Origin of the sequence: Afipia sp. 1NLS2 (genome assembly GCF_000178995.1) — a bacterium.
Taxonomy (GTDB): Bacteria; Pseudomonadota; Alphaproteobacteria; order Rhizobiales; family Xanthobacteraceae; genus Afipia.
Map to the genome: position 1 here is coordinate 1,160,573 of NZ_ADVZ01000001.1, position 21,313 is coordinate 1,181,885.

Here is a 21,313-nt window from a genome sequence, read left to right on the forward strand (position 1 = left end):
TCGCGTCACAGGCCGAGCCAATACTCGATCGGGCCCTTCGGCAGCGGAACGAGAAACCACTTTTCAAACATGAAGTAGATTCCGACCGGCACGCCCACGCCGTACAGGACTGCCTTGTACAGTGGGTATTTACCGAGCCACATCATGAAGCCGCCGATCAGCACCATCGATGCGATATAGATGCCGGTGTAGGGCAACACGAAAACATACACGGCGGTCGGAACAATCACCGCCAGCACCTGCTTCAGCTGATACCAGGTGGCAAACTCGCGCTCGCCATCGATGGTGCGGGCGCTGTTCAGGTTCATCAAGCTCGACAGCACGATGATGATACCGAGATAGAACGGGAAGAAGCCGGACTTCGGACCTTCGGCGCCCCAGCCGATGCCGACCTGCATGCTTCCTATAATTGTGATGAGGCCAAAAATGATGCAGGCAACGGCAACACCCATCTCCACGGTGCGATGAGCCGGGCCGCCCGACTGGTCATGTGATGCTTCGCTCATTGAGTCGAATCCTTGCGCGGAAAGAGTTCGCCCGGCGAACAGTCATGTTCGCCGGGTTCACAGTTGTGATGATTTACTTCTTCGCGATGAAACCCGCGTCCTTCATCAGGGTCTCGTGGGTCTTCTCAGCATTGTCGACCCACTTCAGGTACTCAGCACCGCTGAGGGCGGTCTGGTTGAAGGCACCGTCCTTCATGAGCTGGGCCCATTCCGGAGTCTCGCGCACCTTCTTCATCAGGTCGACATAGTAGGCGACCTGCTCCGGCGTTGCGCCGGGAGCCATGAAGAAACCACGCAGCATCAGGTATTCAACGTCCAGGCCCTGCGACTTGCAGGTCGGGATGCTGGACCAGGCCTGATCACCCGCCACCTTGTCGTTGTAGGCGAGCGTCTTGCTGTCGAACACGCAGAGCGGACGCAGCTTGCCACCGCGCCACTGCGCCACGGCTTCGATCGGGTTGTTCACGCTGGAGTCGATGTGATTGCCGACGAGCTGAACGGCAACTTCGCCACCGCCCTTATAGGGGATGTAGGTGAGCTTCTTGCCGGTCGCCTTTTCAAGCGCGACGGTGATGATCTGGTCTTCCTGCTTCGAACCGGTGCCGCCCATGCGGAACTGGCCATCCGGCGCAGCCTTGATCGCGTCGATGTATTCCTTCGCGGTCTTGTACGGCTTGTCCGCATTCACCCAGAGGATGAATTCATCCAGCGCCATCATCGTGACCGGGGTGAGATCCTTGTAGGAGAAAGGAATACCCGTCGCGAGCGGCGTGGTGAACAGGTTCGACAGCGTGATAATCAGCTTGTGCGGATTGTTGCGCGAACCCTTGACGTCGAGGAAGCCTTCGCCACCCGCGCCGCCCGATTTGTTCACGACGATCATCGGCTGCTTCATCAGATTGTGCTTGCTGATGATGCCTTGAACGACGCGCGCCATCTGGTCGGCGCCGCCGCCCGTGCCTGCCGGCACGACCAGTTCAACAGGACGCGTAGGCTCCCACGCCGCCATTGCAGACATCGGCGCCAGCCCGAAAGCAGCAGCACCGAGCAATGCGGCAAGGGCATAACTCGTCTTCGTACGTACACTCATGCATATCCTCCCTGAAACACCAGCCGGTCTTGGATGCCGGATTATTTTGGAACGGTAATTGGCACTACCGCGATAGGGATCGTGCAACGGACTGGAAAGATTTTACATATGCCAGATGGGGGGATGAGACGATCTGTCGCAGGGCGTTCTGTCGCACCCCCCTTTAATTTTATTGCAGAGCATCATTTTGCTGCAATTGCGCAAAGAGCGGCATTTACCGGTCGAGCAACGTGAACTGGACCAGCAGCGTTCTTTGGATCACTGAAAAATTATCATCTGAAATCAATGTAATAACTGTCTCTCCGGATCGCGCCACATGAGCTGCGATGCCTTCGAAGTTATCGATTTCAGCACCTAAATCAGCCGCGAAGAGAACGGGCCCATCAACCAGTGAACCCGGGGCAAATGTCGAAACTGGTATACAACGTACTTGGATGCCAACTCCCTTGGTCAGGGAAAACTTCCGTTCCAGCAGCAGGACATCCCCTGACGGCAACAGTGTAGCATCACTGACGTCGAAGTCATTCGACCGCTTGATATGAAAAATACCAGGCGAAGGACCGCCGATCAGAAAGGCCGCGATGTTGCCGTCGGCATCGAGCGAGCGTTCGGAAATCGCAAGTATCGTACCGGCGAGCCGATGCCCTTTGCCGATATAAACGAGCGATTCCAGCCCGCGATTATAAGGCAGTTTTGCGATTTCCGGCGGCGCGGCGACCTCCTCCGCACGCGCCAGGATACCGCCCTTGTCGAAATCGAACCGCACGATCTTGTTGACCCGCTCGATCCCGACATAAGCGATCGATCCATCAAAGGTCAGCGATTCGGTATCGAACCAGCCTTTCGCCGCGAGCGGCTGGCCGTCGCGGTCGCGCATCGGCGCCGACCTCACATCGGCCAGGCCGCTCAGAGCATCGCCGCTATAGACAAGGCGTCCGTTGAACCAGTCGCCCTTGTCACTCGCCATCACGAAATTTTCGCCGGCGGCATCGAGATGCAGCGATGACAGCCCGCCGAATTTGCGGAATGGCGAAGTCAGCACCAATCCGCTGCGGAATTGAAACGAACCAAAGCGGACATGCGAGGGATCGCGCAGGTCGAAGGAACCCATCGCCCGCGCATTGACTTCGACCGGAACGATGGCGTCCGCGGGTCGCGCCTGCGCACGGTTCTGAAATAAAGGAATGATCTGCGCAGCGGCGAGGCCGCCAACCGCTCGTCCCAGAAACGCGCGGCGGGAAATGCAGCGCGCCATGGCCTGCTCAGTGCAGTTTGCGGCGACGGTCTGCCGGAGGCGCGCCGTGGGTTTCGCTGAACAGTTCGGCGAGCTTTTCGGTAATCGCGCCACCGAGCTCTTCCGCGTCTACGATCGTGACCGCACGTCTGTAGTAGCGCGTGACATCATGGCCGATGCCGATGGCGATCAATTCCACGGGCGAGCGTGTCTCGATCTCCTCGATGACCCAGCGCAGATGCCGCTCCAGATAGTTTCCGGAGTTCACCGAGAGCGTTGAATCGTCAACCGGCGCGCCGTCCGAGATCATCATCAGAATCTTGCGCTGCTCGGGGCGCGCAAGCAGACGCTTGTGCGCCCAATCGAGGGCCTCGCCGTCGATGTTCTCCTTGAGAAGCCCCTCGCGCATCATCAGGCCGAGATTCTTCCGCGCGCGACGCCACGGGGCGTCCGCCGACTTGTAGATGATGTGGCGCAGATCGTTCAACCGGCCGGGATTGGCAGGCTTGCCTGCCGCAAGCCACGCCTCGCGCGATTGTCCACCCTTCCAGGCCCGCGTGGTGAAGCCAAGAATCTCGACCTTGACGCCGCAACGCTCCAGCGTCCGCGCCAGAATGTCGGCGCAAGTCGCCGCCACTGTGATCGGGCGACCGCGCATCGAGCCGGAATTGTCGAGCAGCAGCGTCACCACGGTATCGCGGAAGGTCGCCTCCTTCTCGTGCATGAAGGAGAGCGGATGGAACGGATCGGTGACGACGCGCGACAGCCGCGCCGGGTCGAGCATGCCTTCCTCAAGATCGAATTCCCATGCCCGGTTCTGCTGCGCCATCAGCCGGCGCTGCAGGCGGTTGGCAAGGCGCGCGACCACATGCTGCAAATGCGCAAGCTGCTTGTCGAGATAGCCGCGCAGCCGCGTCAGTTCCTCGGCGTCGCACAGTTCGTCTGCGGAAATGACCTCGTCGAATTTCGGCGCAAAGGCATGATATTCCGGCCCTTTTGGCTCGTTGCGTCCATGCTGGTGCGGCCGCGTGGCGTCGCCGGGCGTTTCTTCTTCGCCCATATCGCCTTCGTCGTAGTCCTCACTGGAGGCGAGTTGCGATGCATCGACGACGCTGTCCGACGAGGCATCCTCGCTCTGCGACTGTGACTGGTCAGCGGACATCTCGTCCGTCTCGTCCTTGTCGGCCTCAGCCTCCTGACCGGCCTCGCCCTTGTCGCCGCCCTTCTTGTCCTCTTCCTCGTTCTCATCCTCGTCCGGCTCGGCGATTCGTTCATCGCTGAGTTCGAGCGCGGTCAGCACGTCCTGGATGGATTCGCCGAACTTCGCCTGATCTTCGGTGAGGCTCTGCAACTGATCGAGCCGGTGACCGACCTTTTCCTCCAGGGTCGGCCGCCACAGATCGACGATCCGGCGCGCCGCCACCGGCGGCGCCTGCCCTGTCAGGCGTTCGCGCACCAGCATCGCCAGCGCATCCGCCAGCGGCGCATCGGCGCGGTCGGTGATTTCGTCATATTTGCCGCGATGGAAATGGTCGTCGAGCATCGCGTTGAGGTTCTTGGCGACGCCCGCCATCCGCTTCGAACCGATGGCTTCGACACGCGCCTGCTCCATCGCCTCGAACACCGCGCGCGCCTGCTGGTTGCTCGGCGCAAGCTTGCGGTGAAGTTTCGGGTCGTGACAGGCGAGCCGCAGCGCGATCGAATCCGCATGGCCGCGCACGATCGCGGCGTCCTTCCGGGTCAGCTTGCGCGAAGGCTCCGGCAGCCGCGCCTTGCCGGGCGCGATGCCCGGCCGCTCCGCGGAAAACGTAACGTCAAGCTCGGATTTCTTGGCGATCGCCTTCAGGCAGGACGTCACCGCACGCTTGAACGGCTCCGCCGGAGATTCCTTCGGACCCGTCTTGAACTTGTTTGTCGTCGCGGTGCTCATAGCTTTTTCGTGAACCAGTGACGCGTCGTGTCTTGCGGATAACCGTCGATCGAACCGAATTCCTTATAGCCGCACGATCGGTAGAAACCGGGAGCCTGAAAGCTCATGGTGTCGACATAGGCACGCACGGCGCCGAACTTTCTTGCCGCGTCCTCGATCGCTGCAATGAGCCTGGTGCCGTAATCCTTGCGGCGAAGCCGCGCTTCGATCCAGAACATCTGGATGAACAACACATTGATCCAGACTTCGCCGGTGACGCCGCCGACGATGACATTCTTTTCGCGCAGGGAGACGGCAAACCGTTTATGCCGGTGTTTTCCCAACTTCTCCGTATTGTAGCTCCAAAGCCCCTTCAGCACGGCTCTGTTCGTCTCGCCGACAGTCCGCTCGACAGCGATCTTGGGCATCTATTCAGCTCAGCTCAGTGCGACGTTGACAGCACTTTCCGGCAGATCGACGTTGAAGCAGCGCTGATAGAATTCAGCCACCAGCGGGCGCTCCAGTTCGTCGCACTTGTTGAGGAAGGTGACCCGGAACGCAAAGCCGAGGTCGCCGAAGATCTCCGCGTTTTCGGCCCAGGTGATGACCGTACGCGGGCTCATCACGGTGGAGAGATCGCCATTGGCGAAAGCGTTGCGCGTGAGGTCCGCAAGCCGCACCATCTTGTTGACGATGTCGCGGCCGGCGTCGTTGCGATAGTGCTTCGCCTTGGCGAGCACGATCTCGACTTCTTCGTCGTGCGGCAGGTAATTCAGCGTGGTGACGATCGACCAGCGGTCCATCTGGCCCTGGTTGATCTGCTGGGTGCCGTGATAGAGGCCCGACGTGTCGCCGAGACCGATGGTGTTGGCGGTCGCGAACAGGCGGAACGCTGGATGCGGCTTGATGACCTTGTTCTGGTCAAGCAACGTCAGGCGGCCGGAAACTTCCAGTACGCGCTGGATCACGAACATCACGTCGGGACGACCAGCGTCATACTCGTCGAACACCAATGCGATGTTGTTCTGAAGCGCCCACGGCAGGATGCCGTCACGGAATTCCGTAACCTGCTTGCCGTCGCGCACCACGATCGAATCCTTGCCGACAAGGTCGATGCGGCTGATGTGGCTGTCGAGGTTGACGCGCACGCACGGCCAGTTCAGCCGCGAGGCTACCTGTTCGATATGCGTGGATTTGCCGGTGCCGTGAAAGCCCGTGACCATCACGCGGCGGTTCTTGGCGAAGCCCGCAAGAATCGCGAGCGTGGTCGCGCGATCGAAGCGATAATCCGGATCGACATCCGGCACATGGGGATCGACTTCCGAATAAGCGGGGACCTCAAGATCGGTGTCGATGCCGAAAACCTGGCGCACGGACACCTTCATGTCCGGCAGTCGCGTGGTTTCCTGCGATTGCAAAGTGGCAGCAGTCATCATTCCTCCGTGGTCTCGGATGCTCCCGAAACCAGACGTGCATTGTTCGCGCGGGTGGGATGCGGGGTGAACCTAGCAGAGAGCCGCAAACGGCAGAAGCCTTGCGGCTGCTAAAAGTTCTTTCGTTACATCAAAAACATAGTCCATTTATCGGAATTATTGAAGGGCCCCCGGTACCGCATGTTTGCCGGGCAGGGCCTGCAGATTTGCAACCCCGCATTGGTTTTCTTCTCTGCGTTCCCACCTATAGGCGGTCCGACCGTTCCTTCATTCCACATTTTGGATCGTGCGTGAGCCAGTATCTCGATCTCATCGTCGCCTTTGTGTCGTCGCATGGCGCCGTTGCTTATGTCGTCATTTTCCTATCCGCCCTGCTGGAAGCCGTGCCGCTGGCGGGCTCCGTCGTGCCCGGATCGACGGTGATCCTGGCCTTGAGTGCACTGGTGCCAAGTGGGAACCTGAAGCTCGCGCCCATTCTCATTGCCGCCATCGCCGGTGCGGCACTGGGCGACGGCCTCGCTTACTGGCTCGGCTACACGCAGAAGCGGCGCGTGCTGTCGCTGTGGCCGATGTCGAAATACCCAGCTCTGATCGCGGAGAGCGAGCGCTTCTTCCTGCGCTACGGCACGTTCGCGGTGTTCTTCGCCCGCTTCGTGCCGCCGATCCGGGCTTTCGTGCCGATCACGGCAGGCGCGCTCGACATGCCGCCACCAAAGTTCTTCGCCATCGATGTCCTGGCCGTTCTGGCCTGGGCGCCCGCGATGATCCTGCCCGGCGTGCTGGCGGGGTCCGCGGTCGAACAATGGGGCGCGAAAGCCGAACATTACGCGCTGCCGCTGGTCGGCGGCTTGCTCGTGATCGGCGCGGCGATATGGGCGTTTCGCTGCTGGCGAGCGCGCCGCCGTGCACTGCACGCCACGCCCTGCAAATAACCGTCAGCCTACGGACGAACCACGGTCTTCAGATAATTATACGCCTTGACGATCTCGATCAGGCGATCCTCGGTCGAGCGATCGCCACCATTGGCGTCGGGATGATGTTGCTTCACCAGAAGCCTGTATTTCGTCTTGACCATCTCGAGCGTCGCGTCCGCACCCAGCCCCATCACCTGCAGCGCCTTGCGCTCGGCGTTCATCACCTTCCGCGTTTCGGTCTTGGTTTCAGCCTTGGCACCCGGGCCCGGACGCCAGCGGCCCCGCCCGTTCATTTCCTGGAACATCGCGAACGGATCGAGCGCACCCTCGAACTCGTCCTCCACGCCGGGCTTACCTTTGCCCTTGCCGGTGTTCGCGCCCATCTTCCAGGTCGGACGATGGCCGGTCTGCGCATCCTTCTGATAACGCGCGACCGCCTCGTCGCTCATGCCTGAGAAGAAATTATAGGACTGGTTGTATTCACGAACGTGGTTGAGACAGAAGTGCCAATATTCGCGCTCCTTGCCACGGCCCTTCGGCGCACGATGCGGGGCAGGATTTTTGCAATCCGGCCATTCGCACATCACCGCCTCTTCCTTGACGCGGGCTTTTCCCTTCGCGGCAGGCTTGATGCGGATCTTGTCAAAATATTTCGAATCGAAAGACATCAGCTCGGACAACGTGGCTCAAGAGGACGGGAAATCGCGAATTTCGCGAACCGCGGACTATACATCGCCGAGACCGCAGACCGCAAATCATAGGGGTCGCGCATCAAGCGCATTGACGGCGCTCAATAACGCACGATATTGCGCATATCATGACCGCCAAAGACACGATCGCCAAAAAACTGACCGACGCTTTCCATCCGGAAAGCCTCAGCGTCATCGATGAATCTCATCTGCATGAAGGGCACGCCGGGCACCGCCCTGGCGGCGAAACGCATTTCAGGGTTCATATTGTGTCTCGCGCCTTCGAAGGGAAGAGCCGCGTCGAGCGCCACCGGATGATAAACGCGATTCTGGCGGACGATCTCGCGGGTGGCGTTCATGCGCTGGCGCTGAAGACGCTGGCGCCCGGCGAATAGCCGCGCATTCTGCCGTAAATCCTAGAAAAAACTGAACGCCCGGCCCGCACGGCGCGGCATCGGCTCGTCCGTTGCCGGCGGCAGCGGGAAGATGCGCAGCGCGGTGATGCGATTGCGCTCGCGGCGGAGCACCCGGAAACGAAAACCGTGGAAGGTGAAGATCTGGCCACGGTCCGGGATCGAACGCGCCTCATGAATGACGAGGCCCGCAATGGTCGTTGCCTCCTCGTCCGGTAGCTTCCAGTCCATCGCGCGGTTGAGATCGCGGATCGGAACCGTGCCGTCCACGATCACCGAACCGTCGGGCTGAACGCGCACGCCGGCCACGACGACATCGTGCTCGTCGGAAATGTCACCGACGATTTCCTCCAGAATGTCCTCCAGCGTGACGAGGCCTTCCACTTCGCCGTACTCATCCACCACCAGCGCGAAATGCGTCTTGCGGCGGCGGAAAGCCTTCAGCTGCTCCGACAACGGCCGCATTTCCGGCACGAACCATGGCGGCAATGCGATCGCGCTGACATCGACCTTGGAGGTATCGCCTTCCGTCACCCGGATCGCGCGCAACAAATCCTTGGCGTGCAACACGCCGATGATGTTCTCCGGCTTGTCGCGCCACAGCGGGATGCGGGTGTATTCGGTGGCGAGCACTTCGCGCACCAGTTCTTCCGCCGGCAGGTCGGCGTTGATCATCACCATCTCGGTGCGGTGGACCATGACGTCGGAGACATCGAGGTCTTTGAGGTCGAGCAGGCCGCCGAGCATGTCGCGGTCCTGCTTCTCCACACCGCCCTCATGATGCATGAGATCGACCGCGCCGCGCAGCCGTTCGGTCGGCGACAACAGGTTCTGGTGCGCGCCGATCGGAATACGCAGCAGCTTCATCAACAGCCGCACCACCACGTCGATCACGGTGAGGAGCGGGCTGAGGATCAGCAGGACCCACTGCATCGGCCGCGCGACCAGCAGCGAGACCCGATCCGGCGCATTGATCGCCACCGTCTTCGGCAGCACTTCGGCAAAAATGATGACCAGCGCCGACATCACGCCGGTCGCGTACAACACGCCGACCTCGCCGAACCATGCCGTGAACACGCCGGTGGCGAGCGCGGACGCGCCGATGTTTGCAAGGTTATTGCCGACCAGCAGCGCGCCGATCATGCGCTCGCGGTTCTCAAGCAGCCGCGTGACGATGCCGGCCTGACTGCTGCCCTGCGTCTTCAGCCGCAGCATGCTCGCGCGGGACGAACCGGTCAGCGCGGTCTCGCTCGCCGAGAAGAATGCGGAGACCAGCAGACAGGCAATAACGATGGAGAACGTGATCCAGCCCATGCTCATCAGTTGGGTTTTTGCGACAGTTTCTCGCTCAGGAAATCGCGCACCGACGCCGGGTCGACATCGTTGACGATGACGGCGCGGCCAAGCTGTTCCAACAAGATAAAGGTGAGCTTGCCGCGCTTGACCTTCTTGTCCTGGAACATCAGCGACAGCAGCGCATCCGCATCGCCGACACCTTCCTGGGTGAAGCCTGCGATATCCTGCAACCGCGTCGGCAGGCCGACGGCAGCCAGATGCGCCTGTACGCGCGCCACGTCGTTCTGAGAAATCATCCCGCGCCGCGCGGAAAATTCCGCGGCAAGCGTCATGCCGACGGCAACACCCTCGCCATGGAACAGACGATCGGAAAATCCGGTCGCGGCTTCCAGCGCGTGGCCGAAGGTATGGCCGAGGTTGAGCAACGCGCGCTCGCCGGTCTCAAACTCGTCGCGCGCGACGATCCCCGCCTTGGCGCGGCAGCTTGCGGCGACCGCATGTTCGCGCGCCGTATTCCCTGAGAAAATCCCGTCGTGATTTTTCTCGAGCCATTCGAAGAAACCGAGATCGCCGAGCAGCCCGTATTTCGCGACTTCCGCATAGCCCGCGCGAAACTGGCGCGGCGACAGCGTGTCGAGCACGGCGGTGTCGGCCAGCACTAGAATCGGCTGATGGAATGCGCCGATCAAATTCTTGCCCTTCGGCGAATTGATCCCGGTCTTACCTCCGACGGAAGAATCGACCTGCGCGAGCAGTGAGGTCGGCACCTGCACGAAATCGACGCCGCGGCGCACGATGGCGCTCGCAAAACCTGCGAGATCGCCGACCACGCCACCGCCGAGCGCGACCACGAGATCGTTGCGTTCGATTTTGGCCGCGATCAGCCCTTCACTGACATCCTCAAGCACGCCGTAGCTTTTTGATCCTTCGCCATCCTCGACGATGATCGGCTGCGCCGCTTCAACGCCAGCGGACTGAAGCGCATCCATCGCCGGGGCCAGCCAGTGCTTCGCCACCGTGCGGTCGGTGACGATGGCAGTACGCGCGCCGGGCCGGAGCGCCTTGATGCGTTCACCGAGCGAGGGCAGCAGACCGCGCCCGATCGCGATGTTGTACGAACGCGCACCGAGGCCGACCTCAAGCATCGTCGTATCGTCGGAACGGGATTTGGTTTCAGCGGCGGCGGGCATCGGTATCCTATTTAAGTCTTATTTGCGAAAGCGATAGGCGTTCCGCACAAATATTCATGGAGAGCATCGATGCATTCATCGACAATTTTATCGTGCGGCACGTCGCGCGACACGATGGAAATATCGGCGAGGCCGTAGAACGGCTCGCGTGCGGCAATCAGGCGCTCGATGGTCGCGGCCGGGTCCTCGGTCTGCAGCAGCGGGCGATCGGAGCGCCGCTTCACCCTGCGCAGCACGGTCGGCCCATCCGCTTTCAACCAGATCGATACCGCCTTGTCGCGAATTCGCGCGCGCGTATCCTCGCGCAGGAAGGCGCCGCCGCCGGTCGCGAGCACCTGCGCGCCGCCATCGAGCAGCGCCGAGATCACCTTGGCCTCGCCCTCGCGGAAATACGGCTCGCCGTGATTCGCGAAAATCTCGGTGATCGTCATGCCGCCGTGCCGCGTTTCGATCTCATGATCGGCATCGACGAACGGCAACCGCAGACGCGCGGCCAGCCGCCGCCCGACGGTGGATTTTCCCGATCCCATCATGCCCACAAAGACAATCGCCCTCGGCCCGAGCGCCGACAGGATGTCGGCGATCTGGTTCTGGGCAACACCTTGCCGGGCAAGGATTTCGGGCATTTCCGCAGGCTCGTCAGGGCTCATATGCAGCCATCTTACCGCCTTCGGCCGCCTCGCCATAGGGGACATTATGGAAGGCTTGCTGAAACGGCCCGAACATGGTGGATGTCGTTAACGCTCCGAGATTGCCCGGGCGGCCGGAGATGGGACGGCAGAAGACCAACGCCGAGAGCCAATGCCAAGTCTGTTTCGCTTCCTGAGCGTGATCGCGATCATCGGCGGCCTCATTTATGGCGCCGTGTACGCGCTGGCGAATTTCGTCAAGCCGACGCCCCGCGAGATGACGATCAACATCTCTCCGGACAAGTTCCAGAAGAAGTAACGGGCGGGAGGCGTGATGGCCGCATCCTCCGACGCAAGAACGATCGATCTGTTCCTCGACATGCTCGCCGCCGAACAAGGCGCGGGCGACAACACGCTCAACGCCTATCGCAGCGACCTCGAGGATCTCGCAGCCTTCCTCGCACGCGCCAAACAGGATTTTGCGCACGCCGATACGCAGGTTCTACGCGACTACCTCGCCGACCTCGACCAGCGCGGCTTCAAATCCTCAAGCGTCGCGCGGCGGCTATCGTCGATGCGACATCTGTTTCGTTTCCTGCTCAACGAGCGCAAGCGAACCGACGATCCCGCCGCGATCCTCTCCGGCCCCAAGCGCGGCCGCGCGCTGCCGAAAGTTTTGTCCATCGCCGACGTCGACCGGTTGCTTGGCAAGGCCCGTGAGTTCGCGGACCGCGACCAGCCGCCACTCCAGAAGGTGCGCGCGATGCGGCTGTGGTGCCTGCTCGAAGTGCTCTACGCTACCGGCTTGCGCGTCTCGGAACTGGTGGCATTGCCGCTGTCAGCGGCGCGGCGCGATGCACGAATGATCGTGGTGCGCGGCAAGGGCGACAAGGAACGCCTCGTTCCGCTCAACCAGAGTTCACGCGATGCAATGGCCGCCTACCTCGCTGCCGCCGGTACCGCCAAGGAGGAAAAGGGCGAGAAGGCCAAATCTGAACCCGCTTCAAAATGGCTGTTTCCGTCCTCGGGAGAAAGCGGACATCTGACACGGCAGCATTTTGCACGCGATCTGAAAGAGCTTGCGGTCGCGGCTGGAATTTCTCCCCGTCTTATCAGCCCGCACGTGCTACGCCATGCCTTCGCAAGCCACCTGCTGCACAACGGCGCCGACCTGCGTATCGTCCAGACGCTGCTCGGCCATACCGATATCTCCACGACGCAAATCTATACCCATGTGGTGGAGGAGAGATTGAAGAGTCTGGTGCGCGATCTTCACCCGCTCGCCGAAAAATAATATTTCAAATATATCAGGCGTTTATCTTTCGTTCCGCCGCGCTTGACTTGAGAGGGTCCTAAGTCCAGTTTCCGCCCGCCGCACACATCCCTTCATTCCATCCTATATTTGTTTTCATGGCCGATCCGATCCGCAGCTATCTCGACTTCGAAAAGCCCGTCGCCGAACTCGATTCGAAGATCGACGAGTTGCGCACGCTCGCAGCCGGTGGCAGCGACATCGGCGAGGAAATTTCGCGGATCGAGGACAAGGCGAAGATCGCGCTGCACGATCTCTACGCCAACCTGACACCGTGGCAGAAGACGCAGGTCGCGCGGCATCCGCAGCGGCCGCATTGCGTCGATTATATCGCAGGCCTCATCACCGAATTCACGCCGCTCGCGGGTGACCGCAAATTCAGCGACGACGATGCCATGATCGGCGGCTTCGGACGTTTCCGCGGCGAAAGCGTCTGCATCCTCGGCCAGGAGAAAGGCTCCACCACCGAGAGCCGTCTCAAGCACAATTTCGGCATGGCGCGCCCCGAGGGCTATCGCAAGGCCGTGCGGCTGATGGAGATGGCCGACCGCTTCGGCATTCCGGTGCTGTCACTCGTCGACACCGCAGGCGCCTATCCCGGCATCGGCGCGGAGGAGCGCGGACAGGCCGAAGCCATCGCGCGCTCGACGGAAGCGTGCCTCAACCTCACAGTGCCGAACGTCGCCGTCATTCTCGGCGAAGGCGGCTCGGGCGGCGCGATCGCGATCGCCACCGCCAACCGAGTGCTGATGCTGGAGCATGCGGTCTACAGCGTGATCTCGCCGGAAGGCGCGGCCTCGATCCTGTGGCGCGACGCCACCAAAGCGCAGGAAGCCGCCACCAACCTGAAGATCACCGCGCAGGACCTCGCACGGTTCGGAATCATCGACACGATCCTGAAGGAACCGCCGGGCGGCGCGCATCGCGACTCCGCCGACATGATCGCGCGCACGGGTGATGCCATCGCGCAATCACTCCGCGACCTCGGCTCACTCGATCCGGTGGCGATCCGCACTCAGCGGCGGCAGAAGTTTCTCGATATCGGACGCCGCCTCGGCTGAAGGCGTCCCGCCGCAATCGTGGCTTTTTCGTGAAATTTGACTTAACTTTACTTTCACTATGGAGCGGGTTCCTCACACCCCTCCAGCTTGCGGGTGAAGGTTCTTTAAGGATAATAATCGGAAATATCCGCTCGTTCAGGTTCCCGCACGCCGCGGCATTCGCGCCGTGGAATCCGAAGCGCAGGGTGCATCTTGATCAACCGTTCCCTCATCCGCGCATTGATGGTTTCCGCAGCCTTGGCGACCGGCACTTTACTGGCCGGCTGCAACGGCGAGAACCTTGCGCAGAGCGCCAAGGCCACCAAGCCTATTCCTGAAAAACTCCTGGCCGAGATGGAAGCCAAGAACATGGACAAGGGCTCGCCGATCCTGGTGCGCCTGTTCAAGCAGGAATCCGAACTCGAAGTCTGGAAGCAGGATCGCAGCGGACGCTTCGCGCTCTTGAAGACCTATGCGATCTGCCGCTGGTCCGGCGATCTCGGCCCGAAGATCCGCGAGGGCGACCGCCAGACTCCGGAAGGCTTCTACTCCATCACGCCGGGGCAGATGAACCCGGCCTCGGCCTACTATCTCTCCTTCAACATGGGCTATCCGAACGCCTATGACCGCGCCTGGGGCCGCACCGGCTCGCAGCTCATGGTGCATGGCGACTGTTCGTCGCGCGGCTGCTACGCGATGACGGACGAACAGATCTCGGAAATCTATTCGCTCGGCCGCGAATCCTTCTTCGGCGGCCAGACGGCGTTCCAGGTGCAGGCCTATCCGTTCCGGATGACGCCGCAGAACATGGCGAAGTATCGCGACAATCCGAACATGCCGTTCTGGCGCATGCTGAAGGAAGGCAACGACATCTTCGAGGTCACCAAGACCGAGCCGAAGGTCGATGTCTGCGACAAGAAATACGTCTTCGATGCCGAACCCCTGCCGGGCGGCAAGCCGCTGACCTTCAACCCCACCGGCAAGTGCCCGGCCTATCAGCTCAACCCGGAAGTCGCCCAGGCGCTTCAGGACAAGGAGCGCGCCGACCGCAGCAAGCTCGCCGAGCTGATCTCGCATGGCGCACGGCTCGCGAAGTCGCGCGCGGGCATCGACGGCGGCATGCATCCGGTGTTCGCCACCAAACTGCCGGACGCCCAATCGATCGCGATGAGCGACGTCAACGACTACACCATTTCAGCCACGGGCCCTGCACCGGGGACGATCCCCTCTTACGTCAATCCGCCGCGCGCGCCAGAAGGCGCGGTGATGGAAACAGCCGCGACGAGCTCTTCGTCCGAGACGACGAGCCAGACCGGCGGCCCGAATGTTTTCTCGGCCCTCGCCAGCAAGGTCGGCTGGAAGCGCGAGCAACCCGCCGAACCGCAGGCTGCGCCCGCGCCAAAGCCCACTCCTGCGCCGAAGTCGAAGGCCATCGCGAAGAACGTGGCGCCCGCACGCGCGCCGGAAGTCAGGATGCCCGAGCCCCGGATCATTCCGCTCAACCGCACGGCACAGGCCGGGCCCGAGACCAAGCCTTCGGAAACGAAGTCCTCTGCTCCGGTGCCGCCCGAAACGATCGCCGGCGCACAACCCACCGCGCCCGCCAATTCGTTCAACAGCCGCTGGTCGAGCTTCCAGTAAGCCGCATCAATCCCAGCCGTCAATAAAAAACGCCGGTCCTTCGACCGGCGTTTTTTATTGGCACAGCAATCGCAGCACGCTTACGCGAAGCGGCCGTGACAGTGCTTGAACTTCTTGCCCGAGCCGCAAGGGCAATCCTCGTTACGCCCAACCTTGCCCCACGTTGCCGGATCGGACGGATCGCGCTGCGACGGCGACACCTGCGCCGCCGCCATCGCCGTCTGCACGCGCGCCACCTCGTCTTCGCCGGTGTTCGGATCGAACTTGTGCGCTTCCATCACCGGCATCGGCGGCTGCTCGTCCGGCGGCACAATCTCGACGCGCATCAGCTGCGCGGTCACCGCCTCGCGCAAATGCGCGATCAGCGATTCGAACAGCTCGAACGCTTCCGACTTGTACTCCTGCAACGGATCGCGCTGACCGTAGCCGCGCAGGCCGATCACCTGACGCAGATGATCGAGCATCACGAGATGCTCGCGCCACAGATGGTCGAGCGTCTGCAGCAGAATGGTCTTCTCGACGTAGCGCATCACGTCGGGACCCCACTGCGCGGACTTCGCCGCCATGTGTTCGTCGACGTGCTTCTCAAGCCGCGCCAGCATCTCCTCGTCGGCGATGCCTTCTTCCTTGGCCCAGTCCTCGACCGGCAGATCGAGATCGAGCACGCGCTTCAGTTCCTCATGCAGCCCGGCAACATCCCACTGCTCGGCATAGGCATGCTCGGGGATGTGCTTGGCGATCAGACCTTCGATCAGGCCATGGCGCATGTCGGTGACGGTTTCGCTGACGCTCTGGTCGCGCATCAGATCGATGCGCTGTTCGAAGATCACCTTGCGCTGATCGTTCTGCACGTCGTCGTATTTCAGCAGGTTCTTGCGGATGTCGAAGTTGCGCGCCTCGACCTTCTGCTGCGCCTTTTCCAGCGCCTTGTTGATCCACGGATGGATGATCGCCTCGCCTTCCTTGAGGCCGAGGCGCTGCAGCATGCTGTCGAGGCGGTCCGAGCCAAAAATGCGCATCAGGTCGTCGTCGAGCGACAGGTAGAACTTGGTGCGGCCGGGGTCGCCCTGACGGCCGGCGCGGCCGCGCAACTGGTTATCAATGCGGCGAGACTCGTGGCGCTCGGAGCCGATGATATAGAGACCGCCCGGCTTCTGGATCGTCTTACCGCCGGGCTTGCCGGGATCGAGTTCGACGGTTTCCTCCGCCGCGAGCACCATGGTCTTGAATTTCTCGATATCGGCCTTGATGCCCTCGACGATCTTTTCTTTCTCCGCCGCATCCTCGATACCAGCGGTCGCGGCGGCTGCGCGCATTTCCAGCGAGCCGCCGAGTTTAATGTCGGTGCCGCGACCCGCCATGTTGGTCGCGATGGTGATCGCGCCCGGCACGCCCGCTTCGGCCACGATGTAGGCTTCCTGCTCATGGAAGCGCGCGTTCAGCACCGCGAACAGTTTCGACGGCTTGCCCGCGCGCGCCGCGTCATAGAGCTTGGCCATCGATTTCGGATTGGCAAAATCGATCTGCTTGTAGCCGTGCTCCTTGAGGAAGTCGGCCAGCACCTCGGACTTCTCGATGGATGCGGTGCCGACCAGAACAGGCTGCATCCGCGAATTCGCGCGTTCGATCTCGGCGAGGATCGCCGCGTATTTCTCCCGCGAGGTGCGATAGACCTCGTCATCCTCGTCGAGACGCGCGATCGGCAGGTTGGTCGGAATCTCGACCACCTCTAATTTGTAGATGTCGTAGAATTCGTCCGCTTCCGTCGCCGCGGTGCCGGTCATGCCCGCGAGCTTCTTGTACATGCGGAAGTAGTTCTGGAACGTGATCGAGGCGAGCGTCTGGTTCTCCGGCTGCACCGGCTGGTGCTCCTTCGCCTCCAGCGCCTGATGCAAACCTTCGGAATAGCGGCGGCCCGGCATCATGCGGCCGGTGAACTCGTCGATGATGACGACCTCGCCATCGCGCACGATGTAGTCCTTGTCACGCGTGAACAGCGAGTGGGCGCGTAGCGCCTGATTGACGTGATGGACGACGGAAACGTTCTCGACGTCGTAGAGTGACTCGCCCTTGAGCTGCCCAGCGTCGCGCAACAGCGTCTCGATCTTTTCCATACCCGCCTCGGTGAGCGTCACCGTGCGCTGTTTCTCGTCGACCTCAAAATCCGTGACCTTCTCGAGGCTCGGCATGAAGGTGTCGATGGTATTGTAGAATTCGGAGCGGTCGTCGAGCGGACCGGAAATGATGAGCGGGGTGCGCGCTTCGTCGATCAGGATCGAGTCGACTTCGTCGACGATGGCGAAGAAGTGCTCGCGCTGGACCATGTCCTCCAGCCGATACTTCATGTTGTCGCGCAGATAGTCGAAACCGTATTCGTTGTTAGTACCGTAGGTGATGTCACAGGCGTAGGCCGCCTGCCGCTCGGCGTCGTCGAGGCCGTGGACGATGATGCCGGTGGTGAGGCCGAGGAAGCCGTACACCTGCGCCATCCATTCGGCGTCACGCTTGGCGAGGTAATCGTTGACGGTGACGACATGGACACCCTTGCCCGCGAGCGCGTTGAGGTAGACCGCAAGCGTCGCCACCAGCGTCTTGCCTTCGCCGGTCTTCATCTCGGCGATGTCGCCCTCGTGCAGCACCATGCCGCCGATCAACTGCACGTCGAAATGGCGCTGGCCAAGCGTGCGCTTGGCAGCCTCGCGCACGGTGGCGAATGCCGGAACGAGAATGTCGTCGAGCGTCTTGCCGCCTGCGAGTTGCTCTTTGAACTCCGCGGTGCGCGCCTTCAGCGCCTCATCGGAGAGCGCGACAAGCTCAGGCTCCAGCGCATTGATGGCATCGACCCTCGCCTGATATCCCTTCACCCGCCGGTCGTTGGCGGAGCCGAATAATTTGCGGGCGAGCGCGCCGATCATCGTTTAATCCCGTCTGTCAGTTTGACTTGCGACCCCGAAGCCGGATCGTCCGTTAAGGCCATCCGTCATCAAGACTGCACGCATGGCCTTTTTGCGACCGGTCCTTGCGGGCGGATGCCTGCAGGGTGTGGAGCAGCAAAATGCTGAAGATCACCAGTCCAAGGGCGCGCGGTAAAAACCCCTGCGCCAAAAGCCGGTTGCCGGGAGAGATATGGGTCCCCCAAGGGCTTGTCAACGCGCCAACCTCTCAAGGATTTCATGATTTTGACGGGTTTTCGCGTTGCCATCGGCGGGCGGTTGAGCGAGTGTCCCGCGACTTCGCTGTTCTCCGCTTTTGATCAGAAAAGGATATTCCATGACCCTCCCGACCCGCACGACATCTGCCGTGCGCCTTGGCCTGCTCTCGACCGCCGCGCTTTGCATGGCCATGACCCTGATGGCGGCCCAGCCGCTGCGCGCCGACGACAATCCTGTCCTCGCCAAGGTTAACGGGTCCGAGATCCGGCAAAGCGATGTCACCGCTGCGGAAAAGGACATCGGCCCGAGCCTCGCCCAGCTCGACCCGGCCTCCCGCCAGGCCAGCGTCGTGCAGCTCCTGATCGACCTGAAACTCGTGGCCAAGGCCGCGGAAGACAAGAAGATCGCCGACACGCCGGACTTCAAGCAGAAGCTCGCCTTCACCCGCAGCCGGCTCCTGATGGACACCCTGCTCGATCAGGAGGGCAAGGCAGCCGTCACCGACGCGGCCCTGAAGAAGGTCTATGACGACGCCGCCAAGCAGATTTCCGGCGAGCAGGAAGTTCACGCCCGTCACATCCTGGTCGGGACCGAGGCCGAGGCCAAGGAGATCATCGCCGAACTGAAGAAGGGCGCCGATTTCGCCGAACTCGCGAAGAAGAAATCGAAGGACCCGGGTGCATCCGATGGCGGCGACCTCGGCTACTTCACCAAGGACCAGATGGTGCCGGAATTCTCCGCCGCCGCTTTTGCGCTGGAGCCCGGCAAGATCTCCGAACCGGTGAAGTCGCAGTTCGGCTGGCACGTCATCAAGGTCGAGGACAAGCGCGCCCGCAAGGCTCCGCCCTTCGAACAGGTGAAGCCGCAGCTTGAAGCCTTCGTCATCCGCAAGGCGCAGGCCGAGTACGTCGCCAAGCTGCGCTCGGACGCCAAGATCGAACGGCTCGACCAGAAGACCGACGCGGCCAAGCCCGCCGATCCGAAGGCCGCACCGGCGGCACCCGCGAAGAAGTAAATCGACTTCGCAAAGCTCCCTATGGTGGTTTGACATCATGCCCGGCCTTGTGCCGGGCATGCACGTTTTAAACATCAGGTCTTTTAAACATCAGGTCTTGGAGCCTTCATCGACAAGGATGTAAGACGTGTATGGCCCAAACCGGCCGCTCACGTTCGATCCTGGACATCAAGGCATCCCATCTCATGTCGACCGCCGTCTCCCCCCTCGCACCGACCTCCGTCCCCGAACTGCCGGTCATCGACGGCGTCAGGCTCGCAACCGCCGCCGCAGGCATCCGCTATCAGGGCCGCACCGACGTGCTGCTGGCGCTGTTCGACAAGGGCACCACGGTCGCAGGCGTCTTCACCAAATCAAAATGTCCGAGTGCCGCCGTCGACTGGTGCCGCGCCAAACTGAAGAAGGGTGTTGCCCGCGCACTGGTGGTGAATTCCGGCAACGCCAACGCCTTCACTGGCAAGACCGGCAAGACCGCGACCGCGCTGACCGCGAAGATCGCGTCAAGCGCGACCAGCGGCAGCGCCGACCAGATTTTCCTCGCTTCCACCGGCGTCATCGGCGAGCCGCTCGACGCCACCAAGTTCAACGGCGTCCTCGACGACCTCGCGCAGAAGGCAGAACCCGGCGGCTGGAATGAGGCCGCGCGCGCCATCATGACCACCGATACCTTCCCGAAGCTCGCGACCAGAACCGTGAAACTCGGCAAGGCCAAGGTCACCATCAACGGCATCGCTAAGGGCGCGGGCATGATCGCGCCCGACATGGCGACGATGCTGTCCTTCGTGTTCACCGACGCGCCGATTTCAGCCACCGCATTGCAGGCGCTGCTCAAGAGCGGCGTCGAGGACACGTTCAACGCGGTGACGATCGACGGCGACACCTCGACCTCCGATACCCTGCTCGCGTTCGCCACCGGCACCGCGACAAACGCGCCGAAAATCACCCGCGCATCCGACCCGCGCCTGAAGGCCTTCGTGAAAGCCTTCCGCGCCGTGCTCGCCGATCTCGCCGAGCAGGTGGCGCGCGACGGCGAAGGCGCGCGCAAGCTCGTCGAGGTGCTGGTCGAAGGCGCGACTTCAAAGAAGTCCGCGCGAAAGATTGCGATGTCGATCGCGAACTCGCCGCTGGTGAAGACCGCGATCGCAGGCGAGGACGCCAATTGGGGCCGCGTGGTGATGGCTGTCGGAAAAGCCGGCGAGCCCGCCAATCGTGATAAGCTCGCGATCTACTTCAACGGCGTGCGTGTCGCCCACAAGGGCATGCGCGATCCATCCTATGACGAAGCGGAAGTGTCATCGCTGATGAAGCAGCCGAAGATCACCATCAAGGTCGCGCTCGGCCTCGGCAAGGGCCGCGACCGGGTGCTGACCTGCGACCTCACCAAGGAATATGTCGCGATCAACGGCGATTACAGGTCGTGATGGACAAGCCCGCCACGAAACTGGTTTTCGTCGTCGCCTGCGCGCTGATCGATACCGACAACCGCGTGCTGATCGCGCAGCGCCCGGAGGGCAAGCAGCTTGCCGGGCTATGGGAATTTCCCGGCGGCAAGCTCGAGCCGGGCGAGCGGCCCGAGCCTGCGCTGATCCGCGAACTTCACGAAGAACTCGGCATTACAGTGCAGGAATCCTGCCTCGCGCCGCTGACGTTCGCGAGCCACGCCTACGAGACCTTCCATCTTTTGATGCCGCTTTACATTTGCCGGCGCTGGGAAGGCACCGTGACAGGCCGCGAAGGCCAGCCGATCGCCTGGGTGCGCGCGAATAAACTGCGCGACTATCCGATGCCGCCCGCCGACATTCCGCTGATCTCGCATCTGACGGATTTGTTGCTGTAGCCGTGCACTGCGC

General features: G+C 61.9%; 20 protein-coding genes. 9 read left to right on the forward strand and 11 right to left on the reverse strand.

The features are described from left to right. Nucleotides 1–5: 5 nt before the first annotated feature. The 6 genes from AFIDRAFT_RS05690 to cobS all read right to left on the reverse strand — a co-directional run bounded on the left by AFIDRAFT_RS05690 (nt 6) and on the right by cobS (nt 6,175). A complete protein-coding gene (locus AFIDRAFT_RS05690; protein ID WP_009338294.1) occupies nt 6–506 on the reverse strand; it encodes a tripartite tricarboxylate transporter TctB family protein in 501 nt (166 codons plus the stop codon). Between the two features lie 73 nt (nt 507–579). Further along, entirely contained in the window at nt 580–1,596 is a 1,017-nt protein-coding gene (locus AFIDRAFT_RS05695; protein WP_009338296.1) for a Bug family tripartite tricarboxylate transporter substrate binding protein, read from the reverse strand. A 214-nt stretch (nt 1,597–1,810) separates the two neighbouring features. Continuing rightward, nucleotides 1,811–2,851, reverse strand: coding sequence for an esterase-like activity of phytase family protein (locus AFIDRAFT_RS05700; RefSeq protein ID WP_009338298.1), 1,041 nt, complete (start codon nt 2,849–2,851; stop codon nt 1,811–1,813). 7 nt (nt 2,852–2,858) lie between these two features. Next, nucleotides 2,859–4,760 (reverse strand): cobaltochelatase subunit CobT, encoded by a 1,902-nt coding sequence (gene cobT / locus AFIDRAFT_RS05705; protein WP_009338300.1) that lies wholly within the window; start codon nt 4,758–4,760, stop codon nt 2,859–2,861. After that, entirely contained in the window at nt 4,757–5,167 is a 411-nt protein-coding gene (locus AFIDRAFT_RS05710) for a GNAT family N-acetyltransferase (protein ID WP_009338302.1), read from the reverse strand. Before AFIDRAFT_RS05710 ends, cobT begins: the two co-directional genes overlap by 4 nt. A gap of 9 nt (nt 5,168–5,176) precedes the next feature. After that, nucleotides 5,177–6,175, reverse strand: a complete 999-nt coding sequence (cobS, locus tag AFIDRAFT_RS05715) for a cobaltochelatase subunit CobS (RefSeq protein WP_156186940.1) — start codon at nt 6,173–6,175, stop codon at nt 5,177–5,179. 287 nt (nt 6,176–6,462) lie between these two features. Here cobS and AFIDRAFT_RS05720 point away from each other — a divergent pair, with 287 nt between their 5' ends. Then, the gene (locus AFIDRAFT_RS05720) at nt 6,463–7,104 is read left to right on the forward strand and encodes a DedA family protein (protein WP_009338306.1); all 642 of its coding nucleotides are present in this window, start codon (nt 6,463–6,465) and stop codon (nt 7,102–7,104) included. 8 nt (nt 7,105–7,112) lie between these two features. On the opposite strand, the gene AFIDRAFT_RS05725 is transcribed toward AFIDRAFT_RS05720, so the two are convergent. Then, nucleotides 7,113–7,754, reverse strand: coding sequence for a J domain-containing protein (locus AFIDRAFT_RS05725; RefSeq protein ID WP_009338308.1), 642 nt, complete (start codon nt 7,752–7,754; stop codon nt 7,113–7,115). A gap of 149 nt (nt 7,755–7,903) precedes the next feature. Here AFIDRAFT_RS05725 and AFIDRAFT_RS05730 point away from each other — a divergent pair, with 149 nt between their 5' ends. Beyond that, complete coding sequence (locus tag AFIDRAFT_RS05730; RefSeq protein ID WP_009338310.1) at nt 7,904–8,170, forward strand: BolA family protein; 267 nt, start codon at nt 7,904–7,906, stop codon at nt 8,168–8,170. 21 nt (nt 8,171–8,191) lie between these two features. Here the strand turns inward: AFIDRAFT_RS05730 and AFIDRAFT_RS05735 are convergent, their stop codons facing one another. From AFIDRAFT_RS05735 to AFIDRAFT_RS05745, 3 genes are read right to left on the reverse strand one after another with little or no spacing between them, the layout of a single operon-like run. Further along, nucleotides 8,192–9,502, reverse strand: a complete 1,311-nt coding sequence (locus tag AFIDRAFT_RS05735; protein ID WP_040298107.1) for an HlyC/CorC family transporter — start codon at nt 9,500–9,502, stop codon at nt 8,192–8,194. A gap of 5 nt (nt 9,503–9,507) precedes the next feature. Then, on the reverse strand, nt 9,508–10,674 hold the full coding sequence (aroB, locus tag AFIDRAFT_RS05740; RefSeq protein ID WP_009338314.1) for a 3-dehydroquinate synthase: 1,167 nt from the start codon (nt 10,672–10,674) through the stop codon (nt 9,508–9,510). 11 nt (nt 10,675–10,685) lie between these two features. Then, nucleotides 10,686–11,300 (reverse strand): shikimate kinase, encoded by a 615-nt coding sequence (locus AFIDRAFT_RS05745; protein ID WP_009338315.1) that lies wholly within the window; start codon nt 11,298–11,300, stop codon nt 10,686–10,688. A 175-nt stretch (nt 11,301–11,475) separates the two neighbouring features. On the opposite strand from AFIDRAFT_RS05745, the gene AFIDRAFT_RS05750 reads away from it, so the two are divergent. The 4 genes from AFIDRAFT_RS05750 (at nt 11,476) to AFIDRAFT_RS05765 (ending at nt 15,296) form a co-directional block, all read left to right on the forward strand. Continuing rightward, on the forward strand, nt 11,476–11,622 hold the full coding sequence (locus AFIDRAFT_RS05750) for a hypothetical protein (RefSeq protein WP_009338316.1): 147 nt from the start codon (nt 11,476–11,478) through the stop codon (nt 11,620–11,622). A gap of 15 nt (nt 11,623–11,637) precedes the next feature. Then, entirely contained in the window at nt 11,638–12,597 is a 960-nt protein-coding gene (gene xerD, locus AFIDRAFT_RS05755) for a site-specific tyrosine recombinase XerD (RefSeq protein WP_009338317.1), read from the forward strand. A 116-nt stretch (nt 12,598–12,713) separates the two neighbouring features. After that, nucleotides 12,714–13,676 (forward strand): acetyl-CoA carboxylase carboxyltransferase subunit alpha, encoded by a 963-nt coding sequence (locus AFIDRAFT_RS05760; RefSeq protein ID WP_009338318.1) that lies wholly within the window; start codon nt 12,714–12,716, stop codon nt 13,674–13,676. A 192-nt stretch (nt 13,677–13,868) separates the two neighbouring features. Then, nucleotides 13,869–15,296, forward strand: a complete 1,428-nt coding sequence (locus AFIDRAFT_RS05765; protein WP_009338319.1) for a L,D-transpeptidase family protein — start codon at nt 13,869–13,871, stop codon at nt 15,294–15,296. An 80-nt stretch (nt 15,297–15,376) separates the two neighbouring features. Here AFIDRAFT_RS05765 and secA read toward each other — a convergent pair whose 3' ends face one another. Continuing rightward, nucleotides 15,377–18,211, reverse strand: coding sequence for a preprotein translocase subunit SecA (secA, locus tag AFIDRAFT_RS05770; protein WP_009338320.1), 2,835 nt, complete (start codon nt 18,209–18,211; stop codon nt 15,377–15,379). 355 nt (nt 18,212–18,566) lie between these two features. Between secA and AFIDRAFT_RS05775 the strand changes: the two genes are divergently transcribed. From AFIDRAFT_RS05775 to mutT, 3 genes are all read left to right on the forward strand, one after another. Then, nucleotides 18,567–19,463 (forward strand): peptidylprolyl isomerase, encoded by an 897-nt coding sequence (locus AFIDRAFT_RS05775; RefSeq protein WP_009338321.1) that lies wholly within the window; start codon nt 18,567–18,569, stop codon nt 19,461–19,463. A 185-nt stretch (nt 19,464–19,648) separates the two neighbouring features. Next, the gene (gene argJ / locus AFIDRAFT_RS05780) at nt 19,649–20,884 is read left to right on the forward strand and encodes a bifunctional glutamate N-acetyltransferase/amino-acid acetyltransferase ArgJ (protein WP_040298110.1); all 1,236 of its coding nucleotides are present in this window, start codon (nt 19,649–19,651) and stop codon (nt 20,882–20,884) included. After that, on the forward strand, nt 20,884–21,300 hold the full coding sequence (mutT, locus tag AFIDRAFT_RS05785; protein WP_009338323.1) for an 8-oxo-dGTP diphosphatase MutT: 417 nt from the start codon (nt 20,884–20,886) through the stop codon (nt 21,298–21,300). Before argJ ends, mutT begins: the two co-directional genes overlap by 1 nt. Nucleotides 21,301–21,313: the final 13 nt, after the last annotated feature.